Origin of the sequence: Streptomyces sp. NPDC093221 (assembly GCF_044753885.1) — a bacterium.
Lineage (GTDB): Bacteria > Actinomycetota > Actinomycetes > Streptomycetales > Streptomycetaceae > Actinacidiphila.
This window is the reverse complement of sequence record NZ_JBIVOA010000008.1, coordinates 158,893-175,116: the sequence shown is the minus strand read 5'-3', so window position 1 is coordinate 175,116 and position 16,224 is coordinate 158,893. Positions and strand designations below refer to the sequence as shown.

The following is a 16,224-nucleotide window of genomic DNA, read 5'->3' as shown; positions in this document are numbered from 1 at the left end:
GGTTGAGTGCGATGCCGCCACCGGGGCCGCGGATCTCCCGCGGACCACCTCGCCGTGACGGGCGGAACCCACAACCGCTGAACGGATGACCGTTCACCCTTACGCGAACGCGATGACCGCGTGACCGGTCTCCGTCCGTCGTTCCTTCCGCGCTCGGGGAATCGAGGCCATGTGAGGCCGTATGCGGTGGTGCCCGATGGCGGCTGAGCGCCTGGCGGAGGCACTGCGTCTGCTCCAGGACGGCCAGGGGTCGCCCGCGGTGGCCGTGGCGGGCGCCGCGGCCCTCGAGGTGGACGGCGTCGCCGTCTCGCTGGGGAACGAGCCGGGCAGGACCGAGGTGCTGTGGTGTTCCGACGACGTGTCGCGCGGCTTCGAAGACCTCCAGCTCACACTGGGGCAGGGCCCGGGACCCGACTGCATGGTGGGCGGTACGACGGTACGGGTGCCGGATCTGGCCCGCGTCCGCCACGACCGCTGGCCCGAGCTGGTCATGGAGGCGCCTGGCCTGGCGGCGCGCGCGGTCTTCTGCTTCCCGCTGCGCATGGGCGGGATCGGACTCGGGGTGCTGACCGCGGTGCGGCGCGCGCCGGGGCCGTTGACCAGCGGGCAGAGCGCCGACGCGGCGATCCTGGCCGCCGCCCTGACCAGGTACTTCCTGGAGGGTGCCGGTCGGGCACGCCAAGAGGCGGATCGTGTGCGGCCTCAGGACCCTGTGAACCCGCAGAACCCTGTGAACCGGCGGGGCCCGATGAACCCGCCGGACCCCGCGGACCCGCCGGACCCCCTCCCCTTCCTCCATCACGCCGTGGTCCACCAGGCGACCGGCATGGTCAGCGTCCAGCTCGCCGTCTCCCTCGCCGACGCCCTGCTGCGGCTGCGGGCCCACGCGTACGGCAGCGGGCGCACCGTGACGGACGTGTCCCACGACGTCGTGGCCAGGCGACTGCGGCTGGCCCCCGACGCCGAACCTCTCCCGCCCGCCGCAGACAAGGACTGACGCCATGCCCACCCGAGAACAGCAGGTCATCGAGGTCTTCGTCGAGGCGGCCGACTCCCTGACCGCCGACTTCGACGTCATCGACTTCCTCCAGAAGCTCTCCGTACGCTGCCTGGATCTGCTCGACGTGTCCGCGGTCGGCGTCCTGCTCGCCGACCAGTACGACGCCCTGCACCTGCTGGCCGCCTCCGACGAACGCACCCGGCTGCTGGAGCTGTTCGCCCTCCAGTACGACCAGGGCCCGTGCGTCGACTGCTACCGCGACGGGCGGCCCCGTACGAACGTCGACCTCACCGGGGACGAGGCCGTCGAGCGCTGGCCGCTGTTCGGCCGCGGCGCCCACGAGAGCGGGTTCGCCGCCACCAGCGCGCTGCCGCTGCGGCTGCGCGGCCGGGTGATCGGCGCGCTGAGCCTGTTCAGGACCGACCCCGCGCCCCTGGGACCGGAGGACATCGTCCTCGGCCAGGCCCTCGCCGACGTGGCCACCATCGCGATCCTCCAGCAGCGGACCCTCGCGCACGCCGAGGCGGAACGCGACCAGCTCCAGTACGCGCTCCACAGCCGGATCATCGTCGAACAGGCCAAGGGCATCCTCGCCGAGCGCTGGAACATGTCCCTCGACTTGGCCTTCGCCACCTTGCGCTCCTTCGCCCGAGCGCGTCAGCACAAGATCTCGCACCTGGCCCGCCTGATCACCGAGGGCGGCTTCGACACCGACGTCATCGCGCACGGCGTCAAGGAAACCAATCGCGCGGAACCGGGCGGCCCCGTGGCCGGTAGGGAGACATCCTGATGGACCAGCACGACACCCCGCACAACCCCGAGCAGCACACCGATGACCCGCACACCGACGAGCAGCACACCGACACCCCGCACACCGAACTTCCCGAGCACGCCGATCCGCTCCAGGCGCCCGGCACCGACGAGGAGCAGTGGCGCGCCTGGGACGGCTGGGCGCACCTGGCCGACACCGAACTGCCCACCGCCGGACGGGTGGTGGTCGTGGCCGCGCACCCCGACGACGAGGTGCTGGGGGTGGGCGGCAGCATCGCGCTGCTCGCCGCGGCCGGTGTGGCGGTCACCGTCGTGTCGGTGACCGACGGCGAACTGTCCCACGCCGACAGCACGGCCATCACGTCCCATCAGCTCGTCGGCATCCGGGCCGCGGAATTGCGCGAGGCCCTGGCCGAACTCGGCGCCGACGCACAGGACATCGTCCGGCTGAGAGTGGCGGACACCGAGGTGGCGGGCCATGAGGACGAGGTCGCCGCGGCCCTGGTGCCGCTGCTGTCCGACGCCGACCTGTGCCTGGCGCCGTGGACCGGTGACGTCCACAGCGACCACGAGGCCGCGGGCCGCGCCGCGCTGACCGCCGCCCGTAAGGCGTCGGTGCCCTGCCTGCTGTATCCCGTGTGGATGTGGCACTGGGCCCGCCCCGACGACCCCCGCGTGCCGTGGGCGTCGGCGTCCCTCGTCCGGCTGCCGGAAGAGGTGGCCGCCCGTAAGCGGGCCGCTGTCCAGCGGTTCGTCAGCCAGGCCAGGTCCCTCGGCAGCTCGCCGGATGACGCGGCGGTCCTGCCGCCCGGCGAAATCGCCCACCACGTCCGGGACTTCGAGGTCGTGTTCACACCGGCCTGAGTGCCCCAGTGCCTGAGCGCCCCAGTGCCTGAGCGCCCCAGGGCCCGGGCGTCCCGGCGCCTGAGTGTCCCGCTCCTACGCGCCCGTCCGCGGCGCCCGCGTCGGAAAGGTGCGGATGGTCTCCGTGGCCTGCGTGCCGTCGGCGATCTCGCGGGCCAGGTCGGAGAGTTTGCGGCCGTGGGCGTGGGCGTAGGAGCGGAAGACGCTGAACGCCTCGTCGACGCCCAGGTGCCAGCGCTCGGCGAGGATGCCCTTGACCTGTTCAATGGTGATGCGGGCGTTGAGGGCGTACTGGAGCTGGTCGCGTTCGGCCTCAGCGTGGGCGAGCGTGCGCTGTTGGAGGATCGCGATGGTGGCGACGTCGGCGAGGGCCTGGGCGAGGGTCACGTCCTGGTCCGTCAGCGGCTCCGGGTCGGTCTGGAAGAGGCTCAGCGCGCCGATCACCCGGCCGCGCAGCCGCAGCGGCAGCGCGTTGGTGGCGACGAATCCGGTGGCCTCGGCCCCGGCGGTGAACTGGGGCCAGGCGGAGGCCACTTCGGGAGCGCCGAGGTCGACGTTGGTCCGCGGCTCGCCGTCGTGGTAGCAGTCGACGCAGGGACCCTGGTCGTGCTGGAGCGCGAACAGCTCCAGCAGCCTGGTGTGTTCGTCGGAAGCCGCGAGTACGTGCAGGACACCGTTCTCGTCGGCGAGCAGGACGCCGACGGCGGCGACGTCCAGCAGCTCCATGCAGCGCACCGACAGCTTCTGGAGGAAGTCGATCACGTCGAAGTCGTCGATCAGGAAGTCGGCCACCTCGACGAAGACCTCGGTGACTTGCTGTTCGCGGGTCGTCATGGAGATCAGTCCTCGTCTGCTGCGGGTGAAGGCGGGTTCGGATCGGGGCTCGGTTCGGTCCTCGTACCTGGGCTCTGACCGGGGCTCGGGTCGGGGACCATCCTCAGCCGTCTGGCCACGACGTCCCGGGCGACGTCGGTCAGGGGACGGTCGTTGCCGTACGCGTAGGCGCGCAGCCGCAGCAGCGCTTCCGCCAGCGGCACGGCGAGCTGGACGCTGACCATGCCGGTCGCCTGGTGCAGCACGGCCTGGTGCAGGGCGGGGGCGGGCAGAGCGGGGCCGGGCATACCGGGAGCGGACAGGCCGGGAGCGGACAGGCCGGGACGACCGGCCGACGGCGTCCGCGCGTCCCCGAGGTCGAGGAAACGCCGGGTCAGCAGGCCCGCGAGGACACCCGCGTCACCGTCCTGTTCGGGGGTCAGGCGGCCGGGCGCGTCCCTGACCAGCGTCAGTACGCCCAGCGTGATCGCGCCGACGCGCAACGCGAAACAGAACACCGCCCGTACGCTGAGCGCGGGCGTCTCCCGCAGCAGGGCGGGCCAGCGGCCGGCCGGCGTGAGCCCCAGGTCGGGGACGCGTACCACGGTGCCGCCGGCCAGGCAGTCGGGTCCCGGGCCCTGACCGACCGTGAGCTGGAGATCCTCGAAGGCGCGCGCTCCGGCACCGGAGGACCACAGGACCTCCGACGCGCCGGGCCGGCTGCCCGCGCTGATCGCGATGCCGTCCACGCCGAGCGTCTCGGCGACCTCACCCGCGACGTCCGGCCAGTCCGAGGTCTGGAGCGCCCGCAGGATGTCCGCCATGCGGTCGCTGATCACGCGGCACCGCTCGACGGCCGTCGTACGACCGGCGCCCCACGGGCAGGCGGAACCGCGTAGAGGTCGATCTCGCCCTCCCAGCAGACGGCCGCCCGGATGTCGCACGGGAACGGCATCATCGTACGCACACCCCCCACGCCCGCCCCGCGCTTCCCCGTACGCACACCGCACACCCCGCCCCGCGCCCCGCGCTTCCCCGAACCCCGCCGCGGCCGGTCCACAGGCTGTGGACACCGCTGGGGAACGCCCGGCACGCCACCGCACGGAAACGTCACCGCACGGAAACGTCACCGCACGGGCACGTCACCACGGCGGCACGTCACCGCACCGGAAGGCGTACGCGTACGCGTACGCGGAACGAGAACCCGGCCGGGTCAGGCGCGCGGCGGGACCCGCAGCGCGAGCAGCGCGGTGTCGTCGCTGGCCCAGCCGCCGTGGTAGTCGCTGAGCGTGTCGGCGATGTACTCGATGGTGTCGGCGGCGCCCATGGTGTGGGTGTCGCCGAGGGTACGGGCGAGGGCGGCCTCGTCGAACATCGGCCGGCGCGGCTCCGCGCCGCGCGGGTCGGGCCGCGCCTCGCAGGCGCCGTCGGTGTAGAGCAGCAGCAGGTCGCCGGGGGTCAGCCGGAAGCGGACGTCGGAGAGGTGTACCGGGTCGACCACGCCGAGGAGGGTGCCGGGGGTGCCGGCCTGCCGGACGCGGCCGTCGGCGCGGCGGATCAGGGCGGGCGGGTGTCCCGCCAGGCACAGCCGCCCCGACACCCCGGACCCGCTGGCGCGGAAGGTGGTCTGGACGGCGGTCAGGAAACGGGGGGCGCCCTGCGCGAGCATGGCGGTGTTCAGCCGGTCGAGCACCGCCGCGGGCGACAGGTGCTCACCGGCGTCCGCGCGCAGGGTGTAGCGGGCCAGCGCGGTCACCTTGGCCGCCTCGGTCCCCTTGCCGCACACATCGCCCATGACCGCGGTCCACCAGGCCCCGCGGGCCTGGAACAGGTCGTAGAAGTCGCCCACCACGCTGATGTCGCCGCTCGCCGGGATGTACAGGGCGGCGGCGTCCACACCCGGCACGGGGCGCAGGGCCGGGGGCAGCAGGCTGTCCTGGAGGCTGCGGGCCAGTTCGCGGGAGGCGGCCAGCGCGCCCTGCGCGGTCGACAGCGCGTTCTCGGCGGTCTGGAGCGCGGTGTGCACGCGGTCGAGCGACATCCGCACGTTGATCTCGTTGGACACCGCCCGCGCCAGGACCGACATCGTCTCCAGTTCCTGCGGTGTCCACACCCGAGGGTTGGCGTCGATCACGCACATGGTGCCGATCGGCTGCCCGTCCGTGGTCACGATCGGGAATCCGGCCCACGCGCCCACGCCCCACGGTCCGATCGCCGGATGCCCCGCCGTCCGCGGGTCCTTCTCCGCGTCCTCCACCACGAACGGCCCGTTCTCACCGACGGCGAAGTAGCAGAAGCTGTCGCCCACCGCGTTCTGCCAGCTCTCCACGTCCCCGTAGGGCAGGTGCGGTACCGACTTCCAGTACGTACGCGTCTCGCCGACGAAGGTGATCGCGGAGATCGCGGCACCGGTCACCGACACCGCCAGCCTGGTCAGATCGTCGAAGACCCGCTCCGGAGCGGAGCCGACCATGCCGCTGGCGTCGAGCGCCGCCAGCCGACCGGGGTCGGACAGCACGGCCGGCAACCCGTCCGCCCGCACGCCGCCCGGGTACTCCATCGCTCCCGCCACAACCCTTGCCCGTTCCGTCAGACGGCGTTTTTCGCGCGCCAGCCAACCACGCGTTCCGGACCCCTGCCAGCTTCCCGCCGCAACGATCCGAACACCTGTCCCTGATCCAGTATGAGGGCCTGCCCCCCGGGTCGCGCGGGCGAACGGCCCGTTCGGCGCCGACGACCGGGTCCCGGCGGCTTTCGTGGGTGCGGTCTGCGGTGGCGTGGGAGCCTTGGCCGCGTATGGGAACGGTCTGCGAGGGAAGCTCACCATTTATGAACGGTACGGGTGGCGGTACGAGCGGCGGTACGGGTGGCAGCGCGGTCGGCGGTACGAGCGGCAGCGCGGTCGGCGGTACGGTCGGCGGTACGAGCGGCAACGCGGTCGGCGGTACGGGTGGCGGCGATACGAGCGGTGACCCGGGTCAAGGCGCGGACGTGCGGGAACTCCTCATCCGCGCGGGCAAGGGCGACCGCGACGCCTTCGACCGGCTCTATCCGCTGCTGGCCCCCGCCGCCTACGGCCTGGCGCACTGCATGACGGGCGACGCGGCGCGGGCCGAGGAGCTGTCCCGCGAGGCGCTGGTCGACGTCTGGCGCACGGCGCCCCGCTTCGACCCCGCCCACGCCGACGCCCTGACCTGGGCGGTCACCCGCGTCCACCGAAGCCTGGTCGGCCTGCTCAGGTCCGGGCGGGACGCGGAGGCCGTACGGACCGACGTCGGCCCGACCCTGGACGCGATCCTCGGGCGGCTGCGGGAGATCCGCGCCGACCCGCGGGTACGGACGGACCTCAAGCGGCTGACGCCCCGGCAGCGCGAGGCGGTGGTCCTGGCGGGCCTCGGCGGACACGCCTGTCCCGCGACGGCCGTCGACCACGGCGATCCGGCGGCCACGAGACGGCCGGTCGATCTGCGCGACGGCCTGATCCGGCTGCGGGACTGGCTGCCCGGGCGCTGAGCCGGGCTGAGCCGAGCCGCGCCGCGCGCAGCTCGGCCGCCGAGCGGATCGCTGTCCGGTCGGCGGCCGTGGTGCTCCGTGCCGCGGGGCTGTCCTGCTGGCCGGTCGGCGGCTACTTGTCGGTGAGCATCCCGGCCCGCAGCTTGGCCAGGGTCCGGCTGAGCAGCCGGGACACGTGCATCTGGGAGTAGCCGAGCTCCGCGCCGATGTCGGCCTGGGTCAGCTCCTGGCCGAAGCGCATCCGCAGGATGCTGCGCTCGCGGTCGTCCAGCTTCGCCAGCAGCGGCGCCAGCGCCTGGAAGTCCTCGACGAGTTCCATCGCCGGGTCGGCCGCGCCGATGGTGTCGGCGTACGAGCGTCCGGCGTCCTCGCCGTCGTCACCGGCGGGCAGGTCGATGGAGCCCGCGGTGTAGCCGTTGGCGGCCACCAGGCCCTCGACGACCTCGTCCTCGGTGATCTCCAGGTAGGCGGCCAGCTCGGCGAGGGTCGGCGGCGCGTCCAGGACGGCGGTCAGGTGGTCGCGGGCCTTGGCCAGCTCGACCCGCAGCTCCTGGAGGCGGCGCGGTACGTGGACGGCCCAGGACGTGTCGCGGAAGAACCGCTTCATCTCGCCGACGATGTACGGGATGGCGAAGGTGGTGAACTCCGTCTCCCGCGACAGGTCGAACCGGTCTATCGCCTTGATCAGGCCGATCGTGCCGACCTGGACGATGTCCTCCCACTCCTGCGGGCCGCGGCTGCGGAACCTGCGGGCGGAGAAGCGGACGAGGGACATGTTCATCTCGATCAGCGTGCCGCGCGCGCGGCTGTACTCCTCGGTGCCCTCCTCCAGCGACTGGAGGCGGTCGAAGTACAGCTTCGACAGCTCGCGGGCGTCCTTCGGCGAGACCTTCGCCGGGTCCGCGACCTGCGGCACCTCACCCACGGCCGGAACGCTCCGGCCGACTCCGGTCGGCAGTGCGGTGGTTCCCGCGTCGTGCGTGATCGCCGTCATGTGTTCGCCCAACGTCGTCGGCTGTGACCCCAGGCACGTACCCCCTCTCACGCGTCGCACGCACGAAGACTCAGGAATTTCTTTTCCGGCCCCCACCCGTCACCCACCGTGCCCCCGGTCCGCCGTCCACCCGTCACCCACTGTGCCCCCGGTCCGCCGTCCACCGGTCACCCGCGGTGCCCCCGGTCCGCCGTCCACCCGTCACCCGCGGTCCCGCGGTCCGCCGTCCACGCCTCGACCGCCGCGTCCGCGCTCGGCGCCGCGGTGAAGACCTGGTCGAGTCCCGTGACGCGGAAGACCCGGTCGAACCGCTCGGGGACCGCGGCCAGGACGGTGTGGGCGTGGGCCTCTTCCGCCCGGTGGTGGGCGGCGAGCAGCGTGCTGAGGCCGCTGGAGTCGATGAAGTCCAGCCCGCCCATGTCCACGACGAGCTGTCGGCCGGGCGCGAGGGCGAGGCGTTCGACGGCCTCGCGGACCTGCGGCGCGGTGGAGTAGTCGAGCGCTCCGGCGAGTGCGACGACCGCGCCCGCGGGGGTGGCGCGGACGTCGACGGTCAGGAGTCCCATGGCACTCCTCTCGCGGACTGGCCTCATACGTGAGGTAGTTCGGAGCCGAGGTGCCCGCGGATTGGTGTTCGTACGATAAAAGTTCAGGCTCGCCGCTCTTCCGTCCGGTCCAGCGCGTCCCGCAGCGCCGCCCGCGAGGTGATGCCCAACTTCGGGAAGAGCTGGTGGAGATGGGTCGAGACGGTCCGCGGCGACAGCAGCAGCCGCTCCCCGATCTGCTTGTTGGTCAGGCCGGTGGCGGCCAGCCGGGCGACCTCCCACTGCTGCGGTGTCAGGGCGGGGCCCTCGGGCGGGATGCGGGCGGCGACCGGGATGCCGCAGGCGCGCAGCTCCTTGTTGGCCCGGTCGGCCCAGGGGCGGGCGCCGAGCCGTTCGAAGCCGGCCGCGGCGGCGCCGAGCAGGTACCCGGCCCGGCCGGGTGCTTTGCTCCGGCGCAGGCGTTCACCCAGGTAGAGCTGGACGCGGGCGTGGTCGAAGGGCCAGCGCTCGGCGCCCTCGACGGCCAGCGCCTGGCCGAAACCCCGTACGGCCTCGTCGTCGCGGTCCGCCGTCAGCGCGGCCGACGCGAGCAGCACCATCGCCAACCGCGGTGACACCGCGTCCAGTCCGGCCTCGCGCGCGGCCCGTACGTGCGCGGCGGCCTCGTCCCGCCGCCCGCTCCGTACCGTCGCCTCGACCTGGTCGAGGACCGCCCACACCGCGTGCCCGGCGAACGGCGCGAAGGTCCCGGGCGGCGTGATCCGGGAGGCGTGGCGGTACGCCTCGTCGAAGTCGCCGAGCGACAGGGCGGTCAGCGTCCGCGCGTGGGCGGCGTAGCAGCCGACGGCGTAGCCCCTGCGGGAACCCGCCCACTGGTCCATCCGGTCCGCGAGCCGCCGGGCCCGCGCGTACTCGCCGCAGGCCGCGTGCAGGCAGGCGAGGACGAATGTGCCGGTCCAGGAGCGCAGCGGATAGGCCATCTCCTCGCACCACCGCAGACCCTGCTCCGCGACCTGCCGCGCCTCGGCCCACTGGCCGGTGAACCAGGCGTGGCTGCTCCACAGGAACGACGCCTGGATGGCGGGGAAGATGTTCTGCCCGTCCAGGCCGCCGCGGGCGGTGAGCCGCAGCGGCGCCTCCATCGCGTGCAGGCGGTCGCCGTACGCGGCGGCGGTGGCGATCCGGACGATCCGCACCGGGTCCGCCGTGCCGGGCAGCGTCCGGATCGCGGTGTCGAGCCGCGCCCAGTCGGCCGGGCGGGCGCGGGCCGGGTCCCCGAAGGTGGTCCGCAGCAGGTACAGGGTGTCGGGGACGGCGGCGGACTTCGCCAGCGCCGCGTCGAGCTCCGACCACAGCTCGCGCCGGCCGCCGTGCACGCACACCATCAGCAGCGTGGTCAGGGCCTCCACGAGCGTGGCGTCCGTGAGGTCGTACGGTTCGGGCTGGAGCGCGACGGCGCCGGACAGCAGGCGGTGCGCGGTGTCGATGTCCCCGTAGCTGTTGAGCAGGTACAGCGCGGCGGCCACCGCGACGGCCGGGGAGTCCGCGTCCGGCGACGCCTGCCGCGCGTCGTGCAGGAGACGCGGTACGTCGCGTACGTCGCCGGTGAGATTCGCGCCGACGTACGCCGCCTTGGCCAGCCGCCGGGCGTACGCGTCGCCCGCTGGGCTCAGCTCGGCCGAACGGACCAGTGCGGCAACGGCGTTGGGCCCGTCGCCGCGGCGTGTGCCGACGTCGGCGGCCTCCTCCAGGAGCGCGGCGATCGACTCGTCCGGCTCGTCGGCGGCCTGGGCCAGGTGCCAGGCGCGCCGTTCGGGGACCGCGGCCCACGCCGCCGCGAGCGCGCGGTGGACGCCCCGGCGCTGGTCGCTGGTCGACAGCTCCACGACGGCGGAGCGGATGAGGGAGTGCCGGAAGTGCACGCGCCCCATGTCGTCGTCCACGCGCACGAGTCGCAGGCGCTCCGCCGGGGCCAGGTGCTTCGGATCGCACCGGCCGGCCACCGCGCGGCGCACGATCATCATGGTGCCGCTGCCCTCCAGCGCGGCGACGAGCAGCAGGTGCCGGGTGGCCGGTGGCAGCGTCCTGATGCGCGAGGCGAAGGTCGACTGGAGCCGCTGCGGCAGCGGCAGCCGCTTGGGCAGGGCCTGGGAGGCGCGCCGCTGGGGCTCGGTGAGGGCGGCGGGCAGCTCCAGCAGCGCCAGGGGGTTGCCCTCGGCCTCGGCGATCACGCGCCGCCGCACCCGCGAGGCGAGCGTCGGGAAGCGGCGGCGCAGCAGCTCGTCGGCGGCGGCCTCCGGGAGCGGCCCCAACTCGTGCAGGGGAAGGCCGTTGTGGTCGAAGAAGCTCTCCTCGCCGAGCCTGACCGCGCACACCAGACCCGTGGCCGTGCCCGGCAGGCGACGGGCGACGTGCCCCAGGACGACGGCACTCGACCGGTCAAGCCACTGCGCGTCGTCCAGCACCAGCAGGGCGGGGCGGTCGCGGGACAGCGCGGCGGCCAGCGCCGCCGCGGCCTCCACGACCGTCCGGTGGCCGGGCGCCGCGTCGTGCTCCAGGCCCAGGACACCGGCCAGGGGCGGCAGTTCGGCCGCGCGGGCGCGGACCTCGGGCACCGATGTCAGCAACTGCCGCAGCGCGCCGTAACTCAACTGCGCCCGGTACTGCACACCGTCCGCGCGCAGCACCCGCATCCCGGCGGCCTCGGCGCTCCCGGCGACGGCGGCGAGCAGCGCCGACTTGCCGACGCCCGGCTCGCCCACCAGCGCCAACGACCCTCCGCGGCGCGGGACTTCGGCCAGGAACGCGCCGAGCCTGCCGAGGTCGGCGTCCCTGCCGACCAGCAGCCCGTCCCTCGCGTCGCCGGCTCCGTCGCTCATCACTGCCCCCTGCCGCGCCCCGGCCGACCGCCGTCACCCGACTACGTCATATGACGGAATCGGGCAGGCCCGCCAGGCTCCTAGTGTGCATCCCACGACCTCGTCCGTCCGAGGGAACCGGCAGGTGGCGGAGGAAACCCGCCGGGTGACGGGGAGCACGCGGAACGCCGCACCCTCGGACGACGCCGGCCGGCGGCCGGGGAGGGACACCTCGGCTCCGCAGCTGAGGGGAGTGGTGCGCCATCACCGGACGTACGGGCTTCGGCGAGGTGCTGCGCGGCCATCGCCGCGCGGCGCGGCTGACCCTCGAGCGACTGGCGGAGGCGTCCGGTGTCAGTGCCCGGACGCTGTCGGACATGGAGCGCGGCCGGAGCCGCGGACCCCAGCAGCGGACCGTGACCGCGCTGGCCGACGCGCTCGCCCTGGAAGGCGCCGCGCGCGCGGAGTTGCTCGACCTGGCGCGGGACGGCCGCCTGCGCGGCCACTGGACGCGTCCGAGCGGCCTGTGCGAACTGCCGGGCGCCGTACCGGACTTCATCGGCCGCGCCGCCGAACTGGTCTGGATGAGCGAGCTGGTGTACGCCGAGAGCGCGCCGGGCGTCGGGGTGGTCGGTCTCGTCACCGGCGCCGCGGGTCTGGGCAAGACCACCTTCGCCGTCCGGGCCGCCCACGCCGTACGGCCGAGCTTCCCCGAAGGGGTGTACTTCCTGGACCTGCTCGGCATGTCGCAGCGGCCCGTGACCGCGGACGAGGCGCTGCGGCACGTCCTGCGCGCGCTGGGCGTCGGCGACCAGGACATCCCGGCCGCCACCGAGGGCCGCGCCTCCCTGTACCGGTCGGTCCTGCGCGACCGGCGCGTCCTGGTCGTCCTCGACAACGCCGCGTCGGAGGAGCAGGTGCGCCCGCTGCTCCCGGCCGGGGGAGCGGGCCGGGCCATGATCACCACCCGGCGGCTGCTGGCAGGACTCGAAGGCGTCCGCAGGCTGGTGCTCGGCCCGCTGCCGCTCCCGGAGGCCACGCACCTGCTGACCGGGATCATCGGCGAACGCGCGGCCACCGACGAGGAGTCCGACCTGACCAGGCTCGCCGAGCTGTGCGGCGGTCTCCCGCTCGCGCTGCGGATCATCGGGAACCGGCTGGCCAGCAGGCCCGGTTGGGCGGCCGGTGAACTCGCCGCCCGGCTCGCGGACGAGGAGCGGCGGCTGGACCAGCTCACGGCTGGTGACCTCAAGATCGCCAACGCCTTCGGGATGTCGTACGAACAACTCGCCGCGCCTGCACGGGCGTTGTTCCGGCGGCTGGCCGCCGTGCCGGGGCCGGACGTCGACGCGGACCTGGCCGCCGTCGCGGGCCGGATGCCGGTCAAGGAGACCTGGGACGCGCTCGACGACCTCGTCGACCTCGGCCTGCTCCAGGACAGCACCGCCGGGCGGTACCGCTTCCACGACCTGGTCCGCCTCTTCGCGCGCGAGCGGCTGCGGGAGGAGGAGAGCCCGGCGCGGCGCGCGGAGTTGGCGGACCGGGTGACGGCCTGGCTGCTGCGGACGGCCACCCTGGCCGGGCGGTGGTTCGAACCCGGCTACGGCCGTCCCGACCGGCCCGACCCCGAACTGCCGAGCCTGGCCTCGGAAGAAGAGGCCGAACGCTGGCTGCGGGCGAACGTGGACAACTGGCTCGGCGCGATGCGGGCCGCCGCGGCCCGCGGCCGGTACGCGCCCGTGCTGGACTGCGCCGAGTCCATGCACTGGTTCTCCGACCGGTGGGCGCACGGCCCGCACTGGCGCGAGGTGTTCACGCTCGGCGCCGAGGCCGCCGCGGCCCTCGGCGACCTGGCCCAGCAGGCGGCCCAGCTCAACTATCTGGCCTGGGTCCACTGGGTGCCGTCCCGCGACCCGCGGGCGGTGCTGCGGTACGCGCGTGAGGCGCTGGAGCTGGCCGAACGCGGCGGCGCCACCGCGCAGATCGCCTGGTCCCACCAGTACGCCGCCGGGGCGGCGCGCCTGCTCGGCCGCCCCGGCGAGGCGATCGCGTCCGCGTCCCGGGCGGCGGAGACGTTCCGGGCCCTCGGCGACATGGACTCCTATGTGCAGTCCCTCGCCTCGATCGGCAACTCGCTGCGGGAGGAGGGCCGTTACACCGAGGCGCTGCGGCAGTTCCGTACCGCTCTCGCCGTCATCGACGAAGAGGAGCCGCGGATGGCGCCGACCGTCGTGGCGCACTGCCGCCCGCTGGGCCTGATCCGCATCGGCCAGTGCCTGGGGCACCTCGGCCGCCGTCCTGAGGCGATCGCCGCGCTCACCGCGGCGATCGCCTCCCTGGACGCGCAGCGCCTGACCGGCTTCCGGCTCGCCGAGGGACTGGAGACGCTGGGCGCCCTGCTGGCCGACGAGGGCAGGACCGACGGGAGCCGGCGCGCCTACGCACGGGCCGCCGAGGTGTTCGCGGAGGTCGGGGACACGGAGGCGGCCGGCCGCTGCCGCCCGCTGTCCGCGCAGCCCTGACCCGCCTCACGGCGGGCCGGGCGGCGGGGCGGGCCGGGGTCAGAAGCCGCCGTTGGCGCCCTGGGCGGCCTGCGCGATGACGGCGGCCACGACGGCGGGCCGGGACACGTACACGGCGTGGCTGCCGGGCGTCTCGGAGACGGTGGCCTTGGCCCGCTCGGACATGGCGCGCTGCGCGGGCGGCGGGATCATCCGGTCGTCGGTCGCGACCAGGTACCACGACGGCTTCGTCCGCCACGCGGGCTCGGAGACCGTACCGGCCAGGGCCTCCACGCCCCACGGGACCTGCGCGTCGGCCATGAAGGCGGCCACGTTCGCGGGCACGTCGGCCGCGAAGGACGCCGCGAACTTCTCCCGGTCGAGGAAGAGGAACCCGTCCTGCGGCGGCAGGATCGGCGGCACCGGCGCACCGGGCGGCGGGTCGGCGATCAGCGTGTTGACGGACTCACCCGCGTCCGGCGCGAAGGCCGTGATGTACGCGAGCGCGGCCACGTTGGGGTGGTTGCCCGCCTCGGTGATGACGGCGCCGCCGTACGAATGCCCCACGAGCACCGCGGGACCGTCCAGACCGTCCAGCACCCGCCGCGTGACCGCCACGTCGTCGGCGAGCGACAGCGTCGGATTCTGCACGACCGCCACCCGGTAGCCGTCGGCCGTCAGATGGTCGTACACCCCCTGCCAGCCCGCCCCGTCCACGAATCCGCCGTGCACCAGCACGACATTCCCGATCGCCGTCATGACCTCTCCTGACCTGGTGGTCCGCGGCCCCGACGGCCGCCGCCCCACCGCCGAGTCAAGTCCTCGGCACCGGCCGGGACCACGCAGAACAGCACGCAGAAGTACGGCGGCGCGGGTGTCGGCCGAGGGGCCCTGATGCAGCCGGGGTGAATTTCATACGGTCATCTCCTTGCGGGCTGCCCAGCGCTGGATGACAACCTGCTGAACCGTTCCCGATCCCGGCCCGCGGGCCTGGTTTCGCGCCGAGCGACCGCCCTACGTTGAAGTGCTCCGGAGCGCGCGGGAGAGCGCGGACGGAAGCCCTGACCACGGACCCGAACTGGCGGAATCAGCACATGAGGCATGCGGGCGGCGGCTCCGGCGACGACTGGCCGGGGGGCCGCGGCGGCCCGGCGGGCGGCGGCGGCCCGGCGGCCGGCGGGGTGCTGCGGACCGAGGAACGCCCCGCCGCCGAGGCGCTGCCCGCGCCGGGACCCCTGGCCGTACCGGCCCCGCCCGCGCGCCGCCCCCGGCTGTACGTGATCGACGCGCTGCGGCTGTGCGCCGCGCTGATGGTCGCGCTCCACCACTACGTGGGCACCAACCGCGTGAACCAGCCGCACAATCCGGTCTGGGACCGCCCGGCCTCCCACATCTTCCCGGCCGTCTTCCGCGTGTCGTCCTACGGCTGGATCGGCGTCGAGATCTTCTTCGTCATCAGCGGATTCGTGATCTGCATGTCGTGCTGGGGGCGCGGACCGCGGGACTTCTTCGTCTCCCGGGTGATCCGGCTCTACCCCGCGTACTGGTTCGGCGTGCTGTTCACCGCCGCCGTGCTCACGCTGTGGCCCGCGGTCTTCAAGGCGCCCGCCTCCGCGCGCGACACGCTCTTCAACCTCTCGATGCTGCAACAGGGTTCGCGCATCGCCGACATCGACGGCGTCTACTGGACCCTCTGGTCGGAGCTGCGCTTCTACCTGATCTTCCTGCTCGTCGTGGCCACCGGTCTGACCTACCGCAAGGTCGTCGTCTTCTGCTGCGTGTGGGGCGTCGCCGCCGCCCTGGCCCCCGTCGCCGGGACGCCCGCGCTGACGCTGCTCGCCAACCCGGACGCCGCCTGGTACTTCATCGCGGGCCTCGCCCTGTACCTGATGCACCGCTTCGGCCAGGACCTGCTGCTGTGGGGCATCCTCGGGATGTCCTGGCTGATGGCCCAGAGCGAGATCGCCCAGCGCGTCGACACCGTCGAGCACGTCTCCAGTTGGCGCGGCGCGCTCCTGCTCTACACCGTCTTCCTGCTCTTCATGGTCGGCGTCGCCGTCGGTCTCACCGACCGCCTCCAGTGGAGGTGGCTCGCCACCGCGGGCTCCCTGACCTACCCCTTCTACCTGGTCCACTACGCCGCGGGCACCACCGCCATCCACTACCTGCGCGACCGCGCAGACCCGCGCCTGCTGGTCGCCGCCCTCATCGGCGCGATGCTGCTGCTGAGCTACCTCGTGCACCGGCTGGTGGAACGCCCGCTGTCCACGCTCCTCAAGCGCGGTCTCACCCGCTCCTTCGCCCGCCTCGGACCGCCGCCGGTCCGCCGGACCCCGTAGCCGTACCGGGCCGCCGAGGAATAGGG

13 protein-coding genes are annotated in these 16,224 nt (G+C 73.9%); 6 read left to right on the top strand and 7 right to left on the bottom strand.

The genetic code is table 11. From position 1 onward, the window contains the following. Positions 1–196: 196 nt before the first annotated feature. Genes ACIQCJ_RS27260 through ACIQCJ_RS27250 form a run of 3 tightly spaced genes read left to right on the top strand, consistent with a single transcriptional unit; the run spans position 197 to position 2,635 of the window. A complete protein-coding gene (locus ACIQCJ_RS27260; RefSeq protein WP_402712822.1) occupies positions 197–997 on the top strand; it encodes a GAF and ANTAR domain-containing protein in 801 nt (266 codons plus the stop codon). Between the two features lie 4 nt (positions 998–1,001). Next, entirely contained in the window at positions 1,002–1,790 is a 789-nt protein-coding gene (locus ACIQCJ_RS27255; protein ID WP_355340032.1) for a GAF and ANTAR domain-containing protein, read from the top strand. Beyond that, positions 1,790–2,635, top strand: coding sequence for a PIG-L deacetylase family protein (locus ACIQCJ_RS27250; RefSeq protein WP_402712821.1), 846 nt, complete (start codon positions 1,790–1,792; stop codon positions 2,633–2,635). The genes ACIQCJ_RS27255 and ACIQCJ_RS27250 overlap by 1 nt, the downstream gene beginning before the upstream one ends. Before the next feature lie 75 nt (positions 2,636–2,710). Here ACIQCJ_RS27250 and ACIQCJ_RS27245 read toward each other — a convergent pair whose 3' ends face one another. From ACIQCJ_RS27245 to ACIQCJ_RS27235, 3 genes are all read right to left on the bottom strand, one after another. Beyond that, positions 2,711–3,469 carry a GAF and ANTAR domain-containing protein gene (locus ACIQCJ_RS27245; RefSeq protein WP_402712820.1) on the bottom strand — a complete coding sequence of 253 codons (759 nt, stop codon included), beginning with the start codon at positions 3,467–3,469 and terminating at the stop codon, positions 2,711–2,713. A gap of 5 nt (positions 3,470–3,474) precedes the next feature. Next, positions 3,475–4,287 carry a GAF and ANTAR domain-containing protein gene (locus ACIQCJ_RS27240; RefSeq protein ID WP_402712819.1) on the bottom strand — a complete coding sequence of 271 codons (813 nt, stop codon included), beginning with the start codon at positions 4,285–4,287 and terminating at the stop codon, positions 3,475–3,477. A 374-nt stretch (positions 4,288–4,661) separates the two neighbouring features. Then, a complete protein-coding gene (locus ACIQCJ_RS27235) occupies positions 4,662–6,008 on the bottom strand; it encodes a GAF domain-containing SpoIIE family protein phosphatase (RefSeq protein WP_355340044.1) in 1,347 nt (448 codons plus the stop codon). Between the two features lie 269 nt (positions 6,009–6,277). On the opposite strand from ACIQCJ_RS27235, the gene ACIQCJ_RS27230 reads away from it, so the two are divergent. Further along, on the top strand, positions 6,278–6,961 hold the full coding sequence (locus tag ACIQCJ_RS27230) for a sigma factor (protein WP_402712818.1): 684 nt from the start codon (positions 6,278–6,280) through the stop codon (positions 6,959–6,961). A 112-nt stretch (positions 6,962–7,073) separates the two neighbouring features. Here the strand turns inward: ACIQCJ_RS27230 and ACIQCJ_RS27225 are convergent, their stop codons facing one another. The 3 genes from ACIQCJ_RS27225 to ACIQCJ_RS27215 form a co-directional block, all read right to left on the bottom strand. Next, entirely contained in the window at positions 7,074–7,955 is an 882-nt protein-coding gene (locus ACIQCJ_RS27225) for a SigB/SigF/SigG family RNA polymerase sigma factor (protein ID WP_355340050.1), read from the bottom strand. Between the two features lie 167 nt (positions 7,956–8,122). Then, entirely contained in the window at positions 8,123–8,521 is a 399-nt protein-coding gene (locus ACIQCJ_RS27220; protein WP_402712817.1) for an STAS domain-containing protein, read from the bottom strand. 83 nt (positions 8,522–8,604) lie between these two features. After that, positions 8,605–11,379: an AAA family ATPase gene (locus ACIQCJ_RS27215; RefSeq protein WP_402712816.1), complete on the bottom strand. Its 2,775-nt coding sequence runs from the start codon at positions 11,377–11,379 to the stop codon at positions 8,605–8,607. A gap of 269 nt (positions 11,380–11,648) precedes the next feature. Between ACIQCJ_RS27215 and ACIQCJ_RS27210 the strand changes: the two genes are divergently transcribed. Beyond that, entirely contained in the window at positions 11,649–13,880 is a 2,232-nt protein-coding gene (locus tag ACIQCJ_RS27210) for an NB-ARC domain-containing protein (protein ID WP_402712815.1), read from the top strand. Between the two features lie 39 nt (positions 13,881–13,919). Here the strand turns inward: ACIQCJ_RS27210 and ACIQCJ_RS27205 are convergent, their stop codons facing one another. Continuing rightward, positions 13,920–14,618 carry an alpha/beta hydrolase gene (locus ACIQCJ_RS27205; protein WP_355340061.1) on the bottom strand — a complete coding sequence of 233 codons (699 nt, stop codon included), beginning with the start codon at positions 14,616–14,618 and terminating at the stop codon, positions 13,920–13,922. 335 nt (positions 14,619–14,953) lie between these two features. Here ACIQCJ_RS27205 and ACIQCJ_RS27200 point away from each other — a divergent pair, with 335 nt between their 5' ends. Continuing rightward, the gene (locus ACIQCJ_RS27200; RefSeq protein ID WP_402712814.1) at positions 14,954–16,198 is read left to right on the top strand and encodes an acyltransferase family protein; all 1,245 of its coding nucleotides are present in this window, start codon (positions 14,954–14,956) and stop codon (positions 16,196–16,198) included. The last annotated feature ends 26 nt before the right edge of the window (positions 16,199–16,224 follow it).